Here is a 17,908-nt window from a genome sequence, read left to right as displayed (position 1 = left end):
CTCTGTCCGTCGGTTCGGTATCAGTCTTCCCGTCCTCGGTCCGGGGATGACGAGTTCTTTTACCCCCGCCCGGCGAACCGCACGACCATGCTCGAAGGCGTCAACGTCGCGTTGGGGGTGTCGGGAAGCATCGCCGCCGTGAAGGTGGTCGAACTGGCCCACGAACTGCGGCGACGGGGGGCGGCCGTCCGCGGAGTGATGACCGAGAGCGCACGGGGAATCATCCACCCGTGGGCCGTCGAGTTCGCCACCGAGAACGACGTCGTCACGGAAATCACCGGCCGCGTCGAACACGTCGAACTCTGCGGGCGCGAGGGGTGGGCGGACGTTCTCTTGCTCGCCCCGGCGACGGCCAACACCGTCGGCAAAGTCGCCGCCGCGGTGGACGACACGCCCGTGACGACCTGTGCGACGACGGCACTCGGCGCGGGCGTCCCCGTCGTCGTCGCCCCCGCGATGCACGAACCGATGTACGACCACCCCGGCGTGTTGGACGCCATAGACCGAGTGGAGTCGTGGGGCGTCGAGTTCGTCGCCCCCAGACTCGAAGAGGGGAAAGCCAAGATAGCCACCGAGGAGGCAATCGTCACCGGCGTCGCCCGCGCGACGACGGACCAGACGCTCGACGGAAAGCGCGTCGTCGTCACGTCGGGGGCCACCGCCGAACCCATCGACCCGGTCCGAATCCTCACGAACCGCGCCTCCGGTCGGACCGGACGGGCCGTCGCCCGCGCGTGCGCCGTCCGCGGCGCGGACGTGACACTCGTCCACGACGGCGGCGACGTGCACTACGCCGACGCCGTCTCCGTCGAGACGAGCGCCGAGATGCTCGACGCGACGCTCGACGCCGTCGAGGGGGCGGACGCGCTCGTCTCTGCGGCGGCTATCTCCGACTACACCGTCGAAGCCGCCGAGGAGAAACTCCGGTCGGGCGAACCGCGGACGCTCGAACTCGAACCGACGCCGAAACTCCTCGACGCGGTCCGCGAGCAACGCCCCGACGTCGCTATCGTCGGGTTCAAAGCCGAAACCTCGGGCGACGACGAGTCGATGGTCGAGGCGGCGCGCCGGACGGCGGCGCGGGTCGGTCTCTCCTTCGTCGTCGCCAACGACGCGAGCGTGATGGGGAGCGCAGAGACGCGGACGCTTTTCGTCCGGTCGGATTCCGCGCGGGAGTTCTCGGGGTCGAAAGAAGAACTCGGCGCGCGCGTCGCCGAAGAACTCGCCGGAGAACTGGCGTGAACCGCCGAAAAGTCCCGTGAAAGTCCGCTAGTCAGCCGAGGAGGCTGACGAGGGCCGCGGCCAACACCAACACGACGAGGAGGATGCTCGTCGCGATAGTCGCGCGAAGCGAGCCCGGACCGATGTCGTCGGCACCGTCGCGAGAGAACGCCGCGGCGGTCCGGCGAAGCGCCGGGTAGGGGTTCGACACCGACCCCGCGACGGCGTACGACCCGCCCGCGACGACTCGGTCCACGGCGGCGTAGAGGTCCGTGACCCCGCGGACGAGCGTTCGCGTGCCGTAGAACGCCGCGGGGTTGATAATCGCGTCCACGTCCGGAACCGCGCCTATCTTCGACAGCGGTTTCTTCAGGACGGCGAAGCCGACGACGCCGAGCGCCGCGAGTGCGAAGCCCTCGCCGATGTGACTCAGCGTGAACGGGTGGGCGTCGGCCGTGCTACCGGGGAGAATGGAGAACAGCGCGTCGGGGTAGAGCCCGAAGACGACACAGAGGGCCGCGACGCCGAGCATCGCGAGGACCTGCCCGTTCGCGGCGCGTTCGACGGTGGCCCAGTTGCGGTCGGTGCCGCGGAAGAACGCGTAGTAGCCGAACTTGATGAACGACATGAACGTCCCGACACCGGCGGCCAAGAGGATGTAGTAGACGCCGTCCAGATGCTCCTTGTGCGCGGCGGCCGTTATCATCCCCTTGCTGACGAAGCCGTTGAAGCCGGGGAAGCCGCTGATAGAGAGCGCGGCGACGGTGAACGCGAGTGCGGTCAACGGAAGCGCGCCGCGGAGTCCGCCCAGGTACTTCAGGTTCTCCTCGTCCGCGCGCGCGACGACGACGCCCGCCGTCATGAACAGAAGCGCCTTGTAGAGGATGTGGTTGAAGACGTGAGCGAACGCGCCCGCGGTAGCGAGTGCGGTTCCGATACCGACGCCGGCGACCATGTACCCCACCTGCGATTGGATGTGATACGAGAGGAGTCGCCGCATGTCGTTTTGAAGGAGGGCGTAGACGACGCCGACCATCGCCATCGCCGCACCCATGTAGGCGATGAGGAGGTGGCCGTCGGGGAACGCCCGCGCCATCCCGTAGACGCCCGTCTTCGTCGTGTAGACGGAGAGGAAGACGCTGGCGGCGACGTGCGGTCGGGGGTAGGTGTCGGGAAGCCACGTGTGCAGGCCGACGAACCCGACGTTGACGCCGATACCGACCGCCGCGAGTGCGGCGGGGATGCCGGGGACGATTCCCTCGGCGGCGGTGAAGAGGAACGACCCGACTTCGACGTACTGCCAGACGATGGCGGCCATGAACAGACTGCCGCCGAGGGCGTGGTAGATGGCGTAGCGGTACCCCGCGCGGACGGCTTCCCCGCCGTAGTCCCACACCAGGAGTGTGCTCGTGACGGCCATCAGTTCCCAAAAGAAGATCATCGTCAGCCAGTCGCCCGCGAAGACGGCGCCGAGACTCGTACCGACGTACCCGAGGGCGTACGCAGTCTGGAGGTTGCGCGCCGCGGCGGAGTACGAGTAGAGGACGGCGGCGGCGGCGATGAGTCCGAAGATGATGCCCATCAGCCGAGAGAAGTCGTCGACGTTGAACAGCACGGCGTCGAAGCCGAGGAACGTCACCGGGAGGTGCGTCCCCGCCGGGGCGAGGTACGACCAGACGGCGACGCCGCCGGTAGCGAGGACGCCGAGTCCGTGGCCGAGGCGACGCGGAAGTAGCGGCATGACGAGCGCAACCGCCAACACGACGAACGCGGGCGGAAGCAGCGTCAGCGCAGACGCCATCAGAACGCCACCCCCGTCGCGCCGGCGACGACGCGTTCGACGAGTGCGAGGAACACGAACGTGTACGGCGCGATGCCGAGAGCCACCGCGCCGGTGGCGGCGGTGGATATCGGAGCGAGCATGAACCACGTGCTCTCTTTCCCGAAGGCGCGACGCTCCCACCCGCCCGGCGGCGGCCCGCCGTGGTGGTGGTCGTCGTGTGCGCCGTGCGCCTCTTCGGTGGCACCCTGGCCGCGGACGTCAGAGTCGTCGGCGTCGTCAGACTCCGTCTGACGGCCCGCCGGACCGTGTCCGTCGGCGTCGTCCCGAACGTGGTCGCTCGGATACCGGTCTACCGCGTAACCGCCGTCGTCGTCGGCGTCCGGCGTCTCCTTGGGCGTCCCTCCGTCCGGCCGCGGCGTCCCACCGTCGGCCGTGGCCGACGGCGACGACTCGACGTTCCGCCGTCCGCCGAACGGCGACTCGATGACCGGTTTGGCGTCCGTGTCGTCGGGCGTCTGGAAGAACGCCTGATAGACGATGGGCCAGAAGTACGCGATGTTCAGGAGGCCGGACCCGAGGAGGACGAACGCGAACACCACCTGTCCGGCCTCGATGCTCCCGATGAGGAGGTACCACTTGCTGACGAATCCGGCGACGAGGGGGAGTCCGGCCATTCCGAGGCTAGCCACCCCGAAGGCGGCCATCGTCACCGGCATGCGCCGTCCGATACCCGCCATGTCGCTGATGTCGTCGGTGTGCGTCTCGACGTGAATCGCGCCCGCACAGAAGAACAGGGTGAGTTTCATGAACGCGTGCGCCGGGATGTGGAGCAGTCCGCCGACGAGTGCCGCCGGAGAGAGAAGCCCCAACCCGAGGACGATGTACGACAGTTGACTCACGGTCGAGTAGGCGAGTCGGCGCTTGAGGTTGTCCTGTCGGAGCGCCATGACGCTCGCAGTCAGGACGGTGAACGCGGCGATGGCCGCAAGCGGGAGGCCGACGCCGAGGTCCGAGACGGTTTCGGGGCCGAACACGTCCAAGACGACGCGCGAGATTCCGAAGACGCCGCTTTTCACGACGGCCACCGCGTGGAGCAGTCCCGAAACGGGCGTCGGCGCGACCATCGCGTCCGGGAGCCACGAGTGAACGGGCATGAGCGCGGCTTTCACGCCGAATCCGGCCGTCAGAAGCGCGAACGCGGCGCGGGCGACCACCGGGTCGGCCTCAGCGAGGGCGGCGATGCCGCCCGCCGCGAAGTCGACGGTGCCGGTGGACCAAAAGACGAGTGCCGTTCCGGCGAGGACGGCGACGCCGCCGCCGAACGTGTACAAGAGGTACTTCCGACCGGCGCGGCGGGCCTCGGCGGTCTGGTCGTGAGTGACGAGCGGGTACGTCGCCACCGTCAGCAGTTCGTAGAAGACGTAGAGGACGATGAGGTTCGAGGCGAACGCGACGCCGACGGCGGCGCTGACGCTGCCTGCGAACGCGGCGAAGTAACGCGTCTGGGCGTGTTCGTCCAGTCCGCGCATGTATCCGACGCTGTAGAAACTGGTGATGATCCAGAGGAAACTCGCGAGTAGCGCGAAGATGGTTCCGAGCGGGTCCGCCCGAAGGACGAACCGCACGCCGGGGACGAACGCTCCGAGGTCCGTGACGTAGGCCGTCCCCGAGAGGATGCCCGGAACCATGCTCGCGACGATTGCGAACGTAGAGAGCGCAGAGAGGACGGTAAAACCCTCTCGAACGTTCGGTCTGCGGCGCGATGCGACGATTGCGACGATACCGACGGCGGCGGCGAGAACCGCGGCCATCGGTCTTAGTGATGCGATATCGCTCATGCGAAGTACACCTCCAGAACCGGCTGGAAGACGTCGACGAGGTCAGAGGCGACGAATCCGAGTACGACGGCGGCGACTGCCGCCGCGACGACGACGACGCGCATCCCGTGAGAGACGGGCGGACGGGTCGTTCTCCCCGTCTCACCGCCGTCTGCGGCCGTCGGCGCCGTATCCGCGTGGCCGTGGTCGGGAACGTCCGCGAAGTACATCCGTTCGATGAACCGCGCGAAGTACGCGAGCGTCAAGAGCGTGCTCACGACGACGACGGCCGCGATTATCCACCGGCCGTCGGCAACCGCGCCGACGACGATATTCCACTTGCCGGCGAACCCTATCGCCGGCGGGATGCCGACCATGGAGAACGCGAGCACCGCGAACGCCGCGCTCGCGACGGGCGCGCGGTCCGCGAGTCCGGCGAAGTCGTCGATGGTGCGCGCGCCGGTTCCGGCCGCGATGACGCCAACCGTGAGGAACAGACCGCCCTTCATGACGGCGTGTCCCACGAGGTGAATGAGCGCCCCGCCGACGGCGGTTTCGTTCGCGACGCCGAGGGCGGCGACTATCAGGCCGAACTGCGAGACGGAGGAGTACGCGAGCATCCGTTTGGGTTCGGACTGCATCACCGCGAGCACCGCCCCGGCGACGACGCTAATCGCCGCGAGGAAGACGAGGATGTCCTGTGCGACGGGCACCGCCGCGAAGAACTCCAGCGTGAACACCTCGTAGACGACGCGGAACAGCGCGTACGCCGCCGCGGTCGAGACGAGTGCCGAGATGTAGGCGCTGACCGCGTCCGGCGACTCCGCGTACGCGCCCGGCTGCCACGTGTGAAGCGGGAACAGCGCCACCTTGACGAGGAGGCCGGTCACTATCAGGCCGAACCCGGTCAGGACCAGCGGCGAGGTGTAGCCGACCGAGGAGAGAACCTCCGCCAAGTCGGCCATGTTCAGCGTCCCCGTGGAGACGTAGAGGTAGCCGACGCCGAGCAGGTACAGCGACGCGCCGATGGTGCCGACGAACAGGTATTTCAGGCTCGCCACCGCCGCCGCCGGCGACCGACCGCTGGCGACGAGGGCGTACGTCGCGAGGCCCGTGATTTCGAGGAAGACGTACAGGTTGAACACGTCGCCGGTGGCGATGACGCCAGAGACGCCCGCCGTGAGCAACAGCAGTTCGCTGTAGAACGCGTTCGAGTGCGGACCGGCGCGGCGCGCGTAGGCGACGACGCCGACGGTCACCGCCGCGACGACGACGAGAAGCGTCGCCGAGACGCCGTCTGCGACGAGTTCGATACCCATCGGGGGCTGGAAGTTGCCGACTGCGTAGGTGAACTGCCCGCCCGTCAGGACGCGCCGGGCGACGACGAGCGACAGTCCGAGTTGGACGAGGGCGGCCAACGCGGCGACGAACCACCCCGCGCGCTCGGAGAACGACCCGAGCGCTATCGGAAGAAGCGCCGCGACTATCGGCGCGACGACGAGGAACGCGAGCGCGTCAGTCATTCAGACGCACCTCCTTTATTACCTCCTCGTCGAGCGTCCCGTACTCCTCGTAGATGCGCACGATGAGCGCGAGCGCAACCGCGGTCAGACTCACGCCGACGACGATGGCGGTCAGGATGAGGACGTGCGGAAGCGGACTCGCGTACGGCCCGTGGAGTTCGCCGTGGACGATGGGCGCTTTCGCCCCGTCGACGTAGCCCGTCGTGACGAAAAACAGGAAGATGCCCACCTGGAAGATGTTCATCCCGATGACCTTCTTGACGAGGTTCGAGCTCTCGATGACGGCGTACAGACCGATGCCGACCAGCGCGACGAACGCGATGTAGGTGTAGTGGGTCGCAAACAGGTCGATCACGCTCATACCTCGTCACCTCCTTCGACCGCGTCGACGTCGTCGAACCCCGATGCGTCGAACCCCGCCGCGAGACTCAAGAAGAGCGCCACGATGACGCCGGAGACGACGGCACCGATGCCGAGTTCCACGAGTTCGATGCCGTATTTGACGCCCGACTTCCCGAATCCGAGCGCGGCGTAATCGAGGAACGCCCCGCCCGTGAGCACGGCAGCGATGCCGATGAGGGCGAACGTGCCGGCACCGCCGGCGATGAGGGCACGCATGAACCCGTCGCTGAGCCATCCTCGCGTCGGTTCGATACCGAACGCGAACGCGAGCATGAGGATGCACGAGGCGACTATCGCGCCGCCTTGGAAGCCGCCACCGGCGGATTCTGCGCCGTGGAACATGACGAACAGCCCGAACGTGAAGACGAACGGGACGATGACGCGGACGGTGGTCATGATGACTGTACTCTCGACGTAGGTGCTGCGTTGGGTGTCTGCGTCGCTCATACGAACGTCTCCTGTCGAAGCACGACGAGAACGGCGACGCCGGCGGCGACGACGACGGTGGCCTCGCCGAGGGTGTCGAACCCACGGTAGGCCGCAAGCACCGCCGTGACGACGTTCTCGACTCCGGTTTCGGGGTAGGCGTTTTCGAGGTAGTAGGTGGTGACCTCCGAGGTGGCGACCGGCGACTGCGGGTCGCCGACGCGGGGGAGCGAACCCACGGTGCTGAACAGCACGGCCATCAACGCGGTGACGAGGGCCGCAGAGCGCCAGCCGATGCGGTCGAACAGTCTGTCACCGCCGGGTCGGACCGTCCGGACGATGGTAATCAAGAAAAGCACCGTCGTCACGCCCGCGCCGACGGCCGCCTCGGTCAACGCCACGTCCGGTGCACTCAAGAGCACCCAGATGATGGCGACGCCGAGGCTGAAGCCGGCGAAGACGATGATGGCGCTGAGAACGTCCCGGAGGAACGTGGCCGCGAGTGCGGCCACGACCACGAACGTGAGCAACGCGGCGTAGATTGGGAGTTGCACGTCAGTCTCCCTCCTCTGCGGTCCACGGTTCGATACCTTGGTCGTACGCCGCCCGGGAGATGGCGTGGGCGGCCGTCGGGTTCGTGATGAACATGAACAGGAGCAAAAGCAACGTCTTCACCGTGGAGAACTCCGCGCCGAAGACGAACGCGACGCCGCCCAACGTGAGCACCGCGCCGAGGGTGTCGCTCTTGGACGTCGCGTGTGCGCGGGTGTAGAGGTCGGGCAGTCGGATGATGCCGACGGTGGCGACGAGGCCGAAGAACACCCCCGCGGCGACGAGTGCGACGACGACGTAATCGAGGAGCGCCACGTCAGATGACACCCCCGCGTTCGACGGTGAACTTCGAGATAGCGATGCTCATCAGGAAGTTCAACAGGGCGTAGACGAGTGCGATGTCGAGGTAGCCGGGCGCGTCGAACGCCGCCGCGACCAGCACCAACACGACCACCGTGTTCGTCCCGATGGCGTTGACGGCGATGACGCGGTCCTGCATCGTCGGGCCGCGGACGACGCGGTAGAGAAGGACCACCGCGAGGACGACGAAGGCGGCGGCGGCACCGAGGAGCACGGACTCGACGGGAAGTGACTCGAACATCAGTCCGCTGTCTCACCCGATTCGGCGTCGTCCGTAGTGATGCTCCCGCGTTCGGTCGGCGTCGGGATGCGGGCGGCCGCGCGCCCGTAGAAGACGAACCGAACGGCCCGTTCCAGTTTCCCGCCCGCCAGGTCCGCTCGCGAACTGGCGTCGAGCGAGTGAACGAGGAGGCCGTCTCGGCCGACGTCGACGGTGAGCGTCCCCGGCGTGAGCGTGATGCTGTTTGCCATCGTCGTCACCGGCAGGTCGCCCCAGACGGCCGCCCGAAACCCGGACATCTTCGGGTCGATGGGGAGGCTCGGGTGGAGGATGATGTAGGCGACCGAGAGGTTCGCCTTCGCGATTTCCCAGAGCAGATACGGCACGTAGAGACAGGCGCGAGCGAGTCTGGCCGGCGTCCTGCGGAGCGACGGCGAGTCGATGAACGCGACGCGCGAGAGAAGGAGCGTCGCGATGGCGGCGGTCAAAGCGCCCGTCCCGAGGTCGAACGGCGAGAACGTCCCGCCGACGACGAGATAGAACAGAAACGTCGTCCCGAACGTGAGAGCGGCTTTCTGGAGGGACGCGCGCCCGAGCAGTCGTCCGCGCCGGGTCGGCCGTTCGACCGGCGCTTCCTCGACGGCGAGGTCGGAGCGCGCCAGTTCGAGTTCGAGGGGTTGGAGCATCGGCGCGCTCCCACCCGGTTGGTACTCGGGGTCGACGATGACTCGGTCGAGGCCCTCCGAGTGCGCGTAATCGAGGAGGATGTCCGCGAAGTCACCGGGACTGAACAGGTAGCGGTCCTGTCCGACCATCGCGGTTTCGACGGCGACCGGCGCGTCCTCGTCGGCGGGGGCGTCCTCGTCGTAGTCGAGGTCGGTCTCGGCCCACACGCGCACTCGCTCGAGGAACTCGACGGTTCGGGTGGCCGCCGGTTCGTCCTCGTCGATAAGCTGCCACCGGACCGGATAGACGAAGTGTACCGTGGCCTGTTCGCCCGTCTCCTCGGCGACGGATCGAGCCTCGCGGACGGCGTAGGCGACGGTGTTGCGGACCGTCGCCGACTCGCCGACCGGAACGAGGATACGAGGACTGCTGTCTGCCATCAGCCGCCCCCGCCCCCCGCCGGGATCGCCTCTCTTCGGTCGGACGCTGCACTCATGATTACGTGGTGGTTACCGAGGCCAGGCAAAACGTTTTCCGCTATCAGGTGAGTCTCTCTCGAAGCGATTTCTGGCGGCGTCACCGCGTCTCCGGTCCAGTCGGGGACGAATCGCGGATTCGCGACGAGTCAGTCGGGGAGGCGGTACAGACCGTACGCCGTCAAGACGACGCCCGCCGCGAGCAACTGGCCGCCGGTCGCGGTGTCGCCGCGGAAGTATATCAGCATCGTCCCGAGACTCACGAGGAGGAGAACGGCGTTCCAAAGGATCACGTGGAGGAGAAACAGCGACGTGAGTTTCGAGTCGCCGAGTTCGTCGGTGGAGGGTTCGACGGACGGGATATCCACCGACGGGATATCGACTCTCGGCCCGTCGGTTCCGGGAGGGTAGGGGTTCTCCGGGTCGTCGGAGGGGTCGTCTTCGAGCATCGCCCTGGTTGTCGTCTCGTGGACGTCCTCGCGTAACTCGTTTGCGATCGACCGCGTCGCAGAACGCGCCGTCGGATCTGACAGCCGAACAGACACGTCGAGAGACGGGCCCGCCGTCGTATCGACCGTTCGAGAGAGAACGCGGGCGTTCCCTCGCGGGCGTTCGTCGCGGCGGGTGGGACGCACCGCGAGGCGAACGAGTCGGCGGTTCGTCTCACGGGGACGACGGCCTCCGTTCGGCAGTTTCTCCACGTCTGAAATGTCACCCTCGGATTTATATAATACTCTGACAATCAGAAGTTGCATGATGGTTCCAGACGTGGATTCGGGGGACGGGACACTCCCGCGTCGGAACGTGGAGGGGTACGTGTGATACACAACCCCGCACGGATGAACAGCGCGAACTGGCCGGGTCCGGATAGGGGCGTCGTCCTGCAGTCGTTGGGGGACGCGGTGGAAGGGTCGCTCGACCTCGTCGCCGTCTACGGCGCGACGTCGTTCGACCTCTTTCACGTCGGAGACGAGTTGTCGGATTCGTTCGACGACCGAGAGGACCTGGTCCGCCGTCTCACGAGTCTCGCCGAAGAGACGCGACGAGACTTCGTACGGCACGGCCTCTTCTCGGGGCTTCGCCCGACGCACGAACGCGTCGAGTACAAGTCCCGAGAGGTAGACGGGAGAAAACTGCTGCAGGTGTACTGCGGCGGCCGCGGAATGCTCCTCTTCGTCAGTCCCGACGAACCGGAGGAACAACTCGTTCGGACGGCGATGGGTCTGTTGGGCGTCTGAGGCGGGCGAGGCGGACGTTCCGCCCCCTCGGTGAGACACACGCTCTCACGCACCGTGAGGCGTACCCGTACGGAACCGCCGAACCGCCACCTTTTATTTGCGGACCGGAGAACCGACGACATGGACCAGTTGCGGCAGTCACTCCTCGAAGCGCCGATAATCGAGAAGGGCGACTACGAGTACTTCGTCCACCCCATAAGCGACGGGGTCCCGATGCTCGAACCCGAACTCCTCCGCGAGATCGTCATCAAGATCATCCGAAAGGTCGACTTAGAGGACGTCGACAAGATAGTCACCCCCGCGGCGATGGGTATCCACATCTCCACTGCCGTCTCTCTGATGACCGACATCCCTCTCGTCGTCATCCGAAAGCGGCAGTACGGACTCGACGGCGAAGTCGAACTCAGTCAGGAGACGGGCTACTCCGAGAGCGAGATGTTCATAAACGACGTGACCGAGGGCGACCGGGTTCTCGTCCTCGACGACGTCCTCTCGACGGGCGGGACGATGTGCGCCGTCCTCGACGCCCTCGAAGGCATCGGCGCCGACGTCGTCGACACCGTCGCCGTCATCAAGAAGGCCGGGCCGAACAAACTCGACGACACCGACCACCACGTGAAGACGCTGATCAACGTCCGCGTCGAAGACGGCGAAGTCGTCATCGTCGACGAGTCCGGCGACGACTGACCACGCCCCGCAGCCTCCGTTTTCCCCGACGTTTCGCGAGAGAATACGCATGTCAGGTGGTTGTGCTGTCCGTTTGCCGGGTTTCCGATCGAAGGGTATTTGTGAAGATAGATACGTTGCCATGCTATGCCATCCGCCGACGGGGGAATCGACCGGAGACGCTGGCTCGCGATGCTGGGCGCTGGCGGCGTCGCGAGTCTGGCCGGATGCTTCGGGGGCGACGGCGGGGCGACGAGTGACGCGCCCACCGACGACGAGACCGGAACGTCTCGGTCTGCTCCGGCCGAACGCTCCGTCGGCGGCACCTACCGCGAGGCGCTTTCGACGGACGCGCAGTCGCTCAACGTCCTGTTCCAAAGCGACGGCGCGTCCGCGAAGTTCGTCGACGCGACGATGGACTACGCGTACGACTTCAGATCCCTCGACGATATCGTCCCACTTTGGGTCGAATCCTACACCGAGACGGACAAGACCGAGTGGACGTTCACCCTCCGTGACGAACTCCGGTGGAGCGACCCCTACGGCGCGTTGACCGCGGAAGACTGGGTCTACACCGCACAGAACGTCTACGGGGCGAAAGCGCCCGGCGAATCGGAGACGAAGGAAAACTGGGCGGGTGCGGTGCAGTACGCGGACTGGAAGGACCTCACGGTGGAAAAGCGCGGCAAGCGCACGGTGAGAGTCACGCTCTCGGAGCCGGAACCGACGTTCGTCGCCTCCACGGCCTTTTGGGGCGGTCGGTGCCTCCCGAAAGGGCTGATACGGGGGTACGTCGAGGACGGCGACGTCGAGGGGCTAAAGCGCGACGAGGAACTCAACACGCTCTCTTACACGGGAAATCTCGGCCCCTACGACTTCGAGGAGTGGGAACGCGAGTCTCGCTTCGTCGCCACGCGCGCCGAGGAGTACTACCTGCGGGAGGTTGCGGGCACCGGAGACATCCCGGAACGCTTCGCCGAAGCGCCGTACTTCGAGCGGTACGAACTGCAGGTACTCCCCGAGGAATCCACCCGACTGTCGGCGCTACGCGAGGGCGAACTCACGTTCTACGAGAACGTCCCCGCACAGAAAGTCGAACGGTTCCGCGCGATGGACCACCTCGACTTTCGCTTTCCCCCGAACCCGCTCTGTTCTATGGTGTACTACAACCAGCGTCCGAACGGGTGGGAGATGCTCGACAGAGCGAGCGTCCGCCGCGCGCTCTCTACGGCCGTCTCGAAGCGAGCCATCGCGGAGAACGTCTACCGCGGCTACCCCACCGTCGCACAGACGTTCCAACCCGAGTGGTCGCCGTGGTACGCCCCGGACCGCATCGAGGCGTTCGGCGTCGGCGACGGCTACGGTACCGAGCGGGCGAGAGAGATGCTTTCTGACGCGCTTTCGGACACCGAATACGGCTACGACGGCGACGAACTCGTCGACGGACGGGGCGAACAGGTCGAACTCACTTTCGTCTACCGCGACGGCGCGCAGGCGTACCAGACGACGGCGGAGTTCTTCGAACAGGAACTCGCGGCGGTGGGCATCGACGTGACGCCGACCAACGGCGGTCCGTTCAACACGCTCCAAGGAAAGTACATGCTGAACGAATCGGCGGACGGAACCGTGAGTTTCAATTCGGGACCGGACGCCACCTCCGAGAAGTCGTGGGACCTCCTCTACGGCGTCACGATGAACAGCTACCCCATCAACCCCGACACCACGGGCGTCATCTGGAACAAAGAGGGCGGGTTCAACTTCTCGGGGTACGACCCCGAGGCGTCTCTCGCGGCCCTGTACGCCGACGCCCGGCGAGAGACGGACGAGGGCGTCAGAGCCGACCTGTTCGCGGAGATATTCGGCGTCCTCAACGAGGAACAGCCCGCCAACTTCCTGCAGTTCGACGTCTCGAAGAACGCGTACGCGGCGGCGTACGCGGGCATGCCCGACGAAGGCGAGTTCGACTACTTAGACGAGTGGGACAGCGTCACCTGGTATCTCTCAGAGCAGTGACGTTCACTCGTCGCCCCGTGACTGCCCTCCAATCGACCATGATACCCCGACCGAACCGATGAAGTGGTACGTCGCCCGCCGACTCGCGTGGACGTTCGTCGCGACGGTTCTCGTCCTCTCTGCGACGTTCGGCCTGATGGCGGCGTCGCCCGACCCGCAGGCGTCGGCGTATCTCGCACAGCAGGTCCAGTCGGGCGGCGACTTCGCGGACGCGGAGGCGTCCTACGAACGGGCGCGCGGACTCGACAGACCGCTCTGGGTGCAGTACAGAGAGTACATGGTCGGGATGGCGACGCTCGATTGGGGGTGGTCGGAGACGCGTTCCCAGCCGGTGACGGCGGCCATCGCGCAGGCGTTGCCGTACTCTCTGATGTACGCGGTACCCGCACTCGTCGTCTCCACCGTGGTGGGCGTCGCTATCGGTCTCTACTCCGCTGTCAACCGTAACTCGACGGGCGACTACGCCGCGTCGTCTTTCGCCTTCTTCGGAATTAGCGTCCCCGACTTCTGGTTCGGCATCCTGTTGATACTCGTCTTCGGGGTGTGGTTGGGGTGGATTCCCGTCTACTACCACTCCGACGTGCCGTGGCTCTCACTGGAGAACGCGCGGCAACTCGTCGCGCCGACGTTCGTCGTCGCGCTCTCGTCTCTGGCGAGCGAGATGCGGTTCGCGCGCGCGACGGCGCTCGAATACGTCAACGCCGAGTTCGTGAAGACGGCGAAAGCCAAGGGCGCGAGCGGGTGGCGACGCGTCACGCGGCACGTCTTCCGCCCGGCGCTGGTTCCGCTCTCGACCATCCTCGTCGGCGACATCTTGAACATCCTGCTCGTGAGTTCGTATCTCGTGGAAGTCGTCTTCGGCATCCCCGGGTTGGGGCAGTTGAGTTACAGGGCGATGCTCCAACAGGACGTCGCACTCGTCCTCGCGACGGTTCTCGTCCCCACGTTCGTCGCACTCGTCGGCACCCTCTGTCAGGACATCGCGTACACGATGTTGGACCCCCGAATCGACTACGGTGAGAGGCCGTGAGCGCCGACGACCGACCGGACCCGAACGACGGGAGTCCGGACCGCTTCGAGGAGGTAGAGTGGGACTCTCTCGAACGCTCCGGGTTCGGCGCGCTCTCGGCGCGAACGGCCGGATATCTCCTCTCTCTGTGCGCTCTCTCGGCGGCCTTTGCGTACGACGCCGTCGTCGTCGCCGAGGGCGACCCGACGCTCACTACCCCCCTGGTTTGGGACGCGACGCAGATGGACTGGCTGCTGCTCGCGACGCTTTCGACGCTGGCGTTCTACGGCGTCTACCCGTTGTACGCCGACCCGCGGCGTCGGCGGCGCTACTGGCGCGAGTTCCGGACGAACCGCGCGGCGGTTCTCGGGGGCGGGTTCCTCGCTGTCGTCTTCGCCGCGGGCCTCGTCGGCCCGGCGTTGGTCGCCGAACCCGAACTGAACCTGTCGGCGGGATATCAGCCGCCCGTGTATCTCGGGACGGCCGAATCGACCGTCGGACACTGCGTCGGGCCGGTCGTAGAGGGGACGTGTCGCGGCACGTGGCGGTACCCGCTCGGAACCACCGGACAGGGTAAGGACGTCCTCGCGAGCGTCGTCTACGGGATGCGCGTGAGCCTGCAGGTCGGACTCGTGACCCCCCTCGTCATCGTCGCTCTCGGAACCGCAGTCGGCACCGTCGCGGCGTACTCCGGCGGCGTCGTAGACGAGGTGTTGATGCGGTACGTGGACCTCCAGATGACGTTTCCGACGTTCTTTCTGTACTTGCTCTTGCTCTATCTGTACGGCGGAACGCTGTTTTTGCTCGTCGTCGTCTTCGGTCTCACGAGTTGGGGGTCGACGGCGCGTCTCGTCCGGTCTGAGGCGCTCCAACGCCGCGAGGAGGGCTACGTCCGCGCGGCCGAAAGCGCCGGTGCCGACGAGTGGTGGATAATCCGCAGACATCTCGTCCCGAACGTCTCGAACACCGTCGTCACGAACGCCACCCTCCTCGTTCCGACACTCGTCTTGTTCGAGGCGGCGTTCTCCTTTCTCGGACTGGCCGACCCGACGATTCCCTCGTGGGGACAGGTCATCGCCGCGGGCCGGAGCGACATCGACACGGCGTGGTGGATATCGACCGTTCCCGGCGTCGTCCTGTTTTCGACGGTGCTGTCTTTGAACTTCGTCGGCGACGCCGTGCGCGACGCACTCGACCCGCGGTCGGAGGGCCGACGATGACCGATACGCTTCTCTCCGTTCGCGACCTGACGGCGCAGTTTCGGACGGACGAGGGCACCGTCCGCGCGGTGGACGGCGTCAGCTTCGACGTGTCGCGCGGCGAGACGGTCTGTCTCGTCGGCGAGAGCGGGTCCGGCAAGACGGTCACCGCCGAGTCCGTCACGCGACTCGTCTCCGAACCGGCCGGCGACGTCGGCGGCGAGGTGCGGTTCGACGGTCGGGCCGTCTCCGAGATGACGGACCGACAACTGCAGTCGCTCCGCGGCGGCCGCGTCGGCCACGTCTTCCAGGACCCGGAGGGAGCGCTCAACCCGGTCTACACGGTCGGGTGGCAGATTCGAGAGGCGATTCAGCTCCACGGCGACGCGAGCGACGCGGCGGCGAGAGCGCGCGCTATCGACCTGTTGGACCGCGTCGGCATCCCCGACGCGACGAGTCGAATCGACGACTACCCCCACCAGTTCTCTCGGGGGCAGAAACAGCGAGTCGCCCTCGCGATGGCGTTGGCGGCGAACCCCGACCTCCTCGTCGCGGACGAACCGACGGCGGCGCTCGACGCGACCGTCCAAAAACAGATTCTCCGCCTCCTCGACGACCTGCAATCGGAGTTCGACATGGGGATACTGTTCGTCACGCACGACCTGGGCGTCGTCGCGGAAATCGCAGACCGCGTCGTCGTGATGTACGCGGGGAAGGTGATGGAGCACGGCGACGTGTTCGAGATGTTCGAGACGCCCGCACATCCCTACACGCGCGCGCTCTTGGACTGTCTGCCCGGACGCGGCGAGCGGATGGCCCCCATCGGCGGGTCGGTGCCCGACCCGACTGACCCCCCCGACGGATGCCGGTTTTACCCTCGGTGTCCGCACGCCGGCGACGACTGCCGCGTCGGCGACCAACCGCCGATGTACCCGGTCGGCGGCGGTGACCGCCGCGTCTCCTGCGTCCACTTCGGACCCGAGGCGGACTCGTCGGTCGTCCTCGGAGACGGCGCCGGAGACGGAGACGAGAGCGGCCGAGACGGCGGTGAGACGAGATGAGCGACGGCGACCCCCTCCTCGACGTTCGCGGTCTAGAGAAACACTACCCCCTCACCGAGGGCATCCTGAAACGCGACGTCGGGCGGGTCCGGGCGGTGGACGGAATCAGTTTCACCGTCGGACGCGGCGAGACGGTCGGACTCGTCGGCGAGTCCGGATGCGGAAAGTCCACCGCGGCGAGGACGCTCCTCGGCCTCGAACCCCCCACCGGCGGGCGAGTGCTGTTCGAGGGGCGAGATATCGCGGCGTTCGACGACCGGGAGACGAAGCGGTTCCGCCGGGAGGCGCAGATGATGTTTCAGGACTCCGCCGCCAGTTTCGACCCCCGGATGTCGGTCGGCGAGTCGGTGGCCGAACCGCTCCGGATTCACGGCATGCGCGACCGAGACCGCCGCCGTCGAATCGTCTCCGACCTCATCGAACGCGTCGGTCTCTCGGCGACCGACGCCGACCGCTACCCCCACGAGTTCTCCGGCGGGCAGAGACAGCGCATCGGACTGGCTCGCGCCCTCGTTTTGAATCCGAGTCTCCTCGTCGCCGACGAACCCGTCTCGGCGCTGGACGTGTCGGTTCGAGCCGAGATTCTCTCGCTGATAGAGTCGGTCCAAGAGGCGTTCGGCCTCGGACTCCTGTGTATCAGTCACGACCTCTCTGTCGTCCGGGAGATATGCGACCGGGTGGCCGTGATGTATCTCGGCGAAATCGTCGAACTCGCCGAGACCGACGACCTGTTCGAGAACCCCCGCCATCCCTACACGCGGGCGTTGCTCTCGTCGATTCCGGTGCCGGACCCGACGAAACGAGGGGGCGGCGTCGAACTCGCGGGCGACGTTCCGAGTCCGGCGAACCCGCCGACCGGATGCCGCTTTCACACGCGGTGTCCCGAGGTGATTCCGCCCGACGGCTACGACCTCGAACGGTCCGAGTGGCGCGCGGTGATGGACCTCCGCGTCCGCCTCGACCGGTCGGAGTTCGACCCCGACGCCGACGGACGCGAACTCCGCGACGAGTTCGAGATTCCGGAGACGTTGTCGGACTCCCGAGCGGAGCGCATCCTCTCGGAGGCGTTAGCAACGCTCGCGGCGGGGAACCGACTCGCGGCGCGGGACGCTCTCGCCGACGCGTTCGAGACGGTCTGCGAGTCGGACGCGCCCGAACTCGTCCGCACGTCGTCGGGGGACGCGGCGTGTCACCTCGTCGACGAGGCTGAGACCGAGTCCCCGCCGTCGAACGACGACTGACGCTACCCGCCGCATCTTTCCGAGGCCCGGGCGCT

18 protein-coding genes are annotated in these 17,908 nt (G+C 66.8%); 8 read left to right on the top strand and 10 right to left on the bottom strand.

All coding sequences use genetic code 11. From position 1 onward, the window contains the following. The first annotated feature begins 87 nt into the window (after positions 1–87). Positions 88–1,242 carry a bifunctional phosphopantothenoylcysteine decarboxylase/phosphopantothenate--cysteine ligase CoaBC gene (gene coaBC, locus BM167_RS04660; protein ID WP_092889436.1) on the top strand — a complete coding sequence of 385 codons (1,155 nt, stop codon included), beginning with the start codon at positions 88–90 and terminating at the stop codon, positions 1,240–1,242. 31 nt (positions 1,243–1,273) lie between these two features. Here coaBC and BM167_RS04655 read toward each other — a convergent pair whose 3' ends face one another. From BM167_RS04655 to BM167_RS04610, 10 genes are all read right to left on the bottom strand, one after another. Then, positions 1,274–3,022, bottom strand: coding sequence for a Na(+)/H(+) antiporter subunit D (locus BM167_RS04655; RefSeq protein WP_092889433.1), 1,749 nt, complete (start codon positions 3,020–3,022; stop codon positions 1,274–1,276). Beyond that, on the bottom strand, positions 3,022–4,842 hold the full coding sequence (locus BM167_RS04650; RefSeq protein WP_092889430.1) for a cation:proton antiporter: 1,821 nt from the start codon (positions 4,840–4,842) through the stop codon (positions 3,022–3,024). The genes BM167_RS04655 and BM167_RS04650 overlap by 1 nt, the downstream gene beginning before the upstream one ends. Next, positions 4,839–6,344 (bottom strand): monovalent cation/H+ antiporter subunit D family protein, encoded by a 1,506-nt coding sequence (locus BM167_RS04645; protein WP_092889427.1) that lies wholly within the window; start codon positions 6,342–6,344, stop codon positions 4,839–4,841. The genes BM167_RS04650 and BM167_RS04645 overlap by 4 nt, the downstream gene beginning before the upstream one ends. Next, positions 6,337–6,699: a cation:proton antiporter subunit C gene (locus BM167_RS04640; protein WP_092891095.1), complete on the bottom strand. Its 363-nt coding sequence runs from the start codon at positions 6,697–6,699 to the stop codon at positions 6,337–6,339. The genes BM167_RS04645 and BM167_RS04640 overlap by 8 nt, the downstream gene beginning before the upstream one ends. A 2-nt stretch (positions 6,700–6,701) precedes the next feature. Continuing rightward, entirely contained in the window at positions 6,702–7,193 is a 492-nt protein-coding gene (locus BM167_RS04635; protein WP_092889424.1) for an MnhB domain-containing protein, read from the bottom strand. Further along, entirely contained in the window at positions 7,190–7,726 is a 537-nt protein-coding gene (locus tag BM167_RS04630; protein WP_092889421.1) for a DUF4040 domain-containing protein, read from the bottom strand. Before BM167_RS04630 ends, BM167_RS04635 begins: the two co-directional genes overlap by 4 nt. Position 7,727: 1 nt before the next feature. After that, complete coding sequence (gene mnhG, locus BM167_RS04625) at positions 7,728–8,039, bottom strand: monovalent cation/H(+) antiporter subunit G (protein ID WP_092889418.1); 312 nt, start codon at positions 8,037–8,039, stop codon at positions 7,728–7,730. A 1-nt stretch (position 8,040) separates the two neighbouring features. Continuing rightward, complete coding sequence (locus BM167_RS04620) at positions 8,041–8,325, bottom strand: cation:proton antiporter (protein WP_092889415.1); 285 nt, start codon at positions 8,323–8,325, stop codon at positions 8,041–8,043. Further along, positions 8,325–9,410: a monovalent cation/H+ antiporter subunit E gene (locus BM167_RS04615; RefSeq protein WP_092889412.1), complete on the bottom strand. Its 1,086-nt coding sequence runs from the start codon at positions 9,408–9,410 to the stop codon at positions 8,325–8,327. Before BM167_RS04615 ends, BM167_RS04620 begins: the two co-directional genes overlap by 1 nt. A 185-nt stretch (positions 9,411–9,595) precedes the next feature. Beyond that, entirely contained in the window at positions 9,596–10,147 is a 552-nt protein-coding gene (locus BM167_RS04610) for a DUF7322 domain-containing protein (RefSeq protein ID WP_092889408.1), read from the bottom strand. Between the two features lie 138 nt (positions 10,148–10,285). Here BM167_RS04610 and BM167_RS04605 point away from each other — a divergent pair, with 138 nt between their 5' ends. From BM167_RS04605 to BM167_RS04575, 7 genes are all read left to right on the top strand, one after another. Further along, positions 10,286–10,684 (top strand): hypothetical protein, encoded by a 399-nt coding sequence (locus tag BM167_RS04605; RefSeq protein WP_092889405.1) that lies wholly within the window; start codon positions 10,286–10,288, stop codon positions 10,682–10,684. A gap of 120 nt (positions 10,685–10,804) precedes the next feature. After that, a complete protein-coding gene (gene hpt, locus BM167_RS04600) occupies positions 10,805–11,371 on the top strand; it encodes a hypoxanthine/guanine phosphoribosyltransferase (RefSeq protein ID WP_092889402.1) in 567 nt (188 codons plus the stop codon). Positions 11,372–11,497: 126 nt separating this feature from the next. Continuing rightward, positions 11,498–13,363, top strand: a complete 1,866-nt coding sequence (locus tag BM167_RS04595) for an ABC transporter substrate-binding protein (protein ID WP_092889399.1) — start codon at positions 11,498–11,500, stop codon at positions 13,361–13,363. Positions 13,364–13,421: 58 nt separating this feature from the next. Continuing rightward, on the top strand, positions 13,422–14,393 hold the full coding sequence (locus BM167_RS04590) for an ABC transporter permease (protein ID WP_092889395.1): 972 nt from the start codon (positions 13,422–13,424) through the stop codon (positions 14,391–14,393). Further along, positions 14,390–15,592, top strand: a complete 1,203-nt coding sequence (locus BM167_RS04585; RefSeq protein ID WP_092889392.1) for an ABC transporter permease — start codon at positions 14,390–14,392, stop codon at positions 15,590–15,592. The genes BM167_RS04590 and BM167_RS04585 overlap by 4 nt, the downstream gene beginning before the upstream one ends. Beyond that, positions 15,589–16,632, top strand: coding sequence for an ABC transporter ATP-binding protein (locus BM167_RS04580; RefSeq protein ID WP_092889389.1), 1,044 nt, complete (start codon positions 15,589–15,591; stop codon positions 16,630–16,632). Before BM167_RS04585 ends, BM167_RS04580 begins: the two co-directional genes overlap by 4 nt. Further along, a complete protein-coding gene (locus BM167_RS04575; protein ID WP_092889386.1) occupies positions 16,629–17,873 on the top strand; it encodes an ABC transporter ATP-binding protein in 1,245 nt (414 codons plus the stop codon). Before BM167_RS04580 ends, BM167_RS04575 begins: the two co-directional genes overlap by 4 nt. Positions 17,874–17,908 lie beyond the last annotated feature (35 nt).

Origin of the sequence: Halopelagius inordinatus (assembly GCF_900113245.1) — an archaeon.
GTDB classification, from domain to species: Archaea; Halobacteriota; Halobacteria; order Halobacteriales; family Haloferacaceae; genus Halopelagius; species Halopelagius inordinatus.
Note: the sequence above shows the minus strand (reverse complement) of the source record. Positions and strands in the feature narration are given on the sequence as shown.

Excerpts from the sequence above, each read along its gene's own strand:
- BM167_RS04650 (WP_092889430.1), bottom strand. The coding sequence starts at position 4,842 with ATGAGCGATATCGCATCACTAAGACCGATGGCCGCGGTTCTCGCCGCC.
- BM167_RS04635 (WP_092889424.1), bottom strand. The coding sequence starts at position 7,193 with ATGAGCGACGCAGACACCCAACGCAGCACCTACGTCGAGAGTACAGTC.
- BM167_RS04595 (WP_092889399.1), top strand. The coding sequence starts at position 11,498 with ATGCCATCCGCCGACGGGGGAATCGACCGGAGACGCTGGCTCGCGATG.
- BM167_RS04620 (WP_092889415.1), bottom strand. The coding sequence starts at position 8,325 with ATGTTCGAGTCACTTCCCGTCGAGTCCGTGCTCCTCGGTGCCGCCGCC.
- BM167_RS04575 (WP_092889386.1), top strand. The coding sequence starts at position 16,629 with ATGAGCGACGGCGACCCCCTCCTCGACGTTCGCGGTCTAGAGAAACAC.
- BM167_RS04590 (WP_092889395.1), top strand. The coding sequence starts at position 13,422 with ATGAAGTGGTACGTCGCCCGCCGACTCGCGTGGACGTTCGTCGCGACG.
- BM167_RS04655 (WP_092889433.1), bottom strand. The coding sequence starts at position 3,022 with ATGGCGTCTGCGCTGACGCTGCTTCCGCCCGCGTTCGTCGTGTTGGCG.
- BM167_RS04645 (WP_092889427.1), bottom strand. The coding sequence starts at position 6,344 with ATGACTGACGCGCTCGCGTTCCTCGTCGTCGCGCCGATAGTCGCGGCG.
- coaBC (WP_092889436.1), top strand. The coding sequence starts at position 88 with ATGCTCGAAGGCGTCAACGTCGCGTTGGGGGTGTCGGGAAGCATCGCC.
- BM167_RS04615 (WP_092889412.1), bottom strand. The coding sequence starts at position 9,410 with ATGGCAGACAGCAGTCCTCGTATCCTCGTTCCGGTCGGCGAGTCGGCG.
- BM167_RS04580 (WP_092889389.1), top strand. The coding sequence starts at position 15,589 with ATGACCGATACGCTTCTCTCCGTTCGCGACCTGACGGCGCAGTTTCGG.
- BM167_RS04605 (WP_092889405.1), top strand. The coding sequence starts at position 10,286 with ATGAACAGCGCGAACTGGCCGGGTCCGGATAGGGGCGTCGTCCTGCAG.
- hpt (WP_092889402.1), top strand. The coding sequence starts at position 10,805 with ATGGACCAGTTGCGGCAGTCACTCCTCGAAGCGCCGATAATCGAGAAG.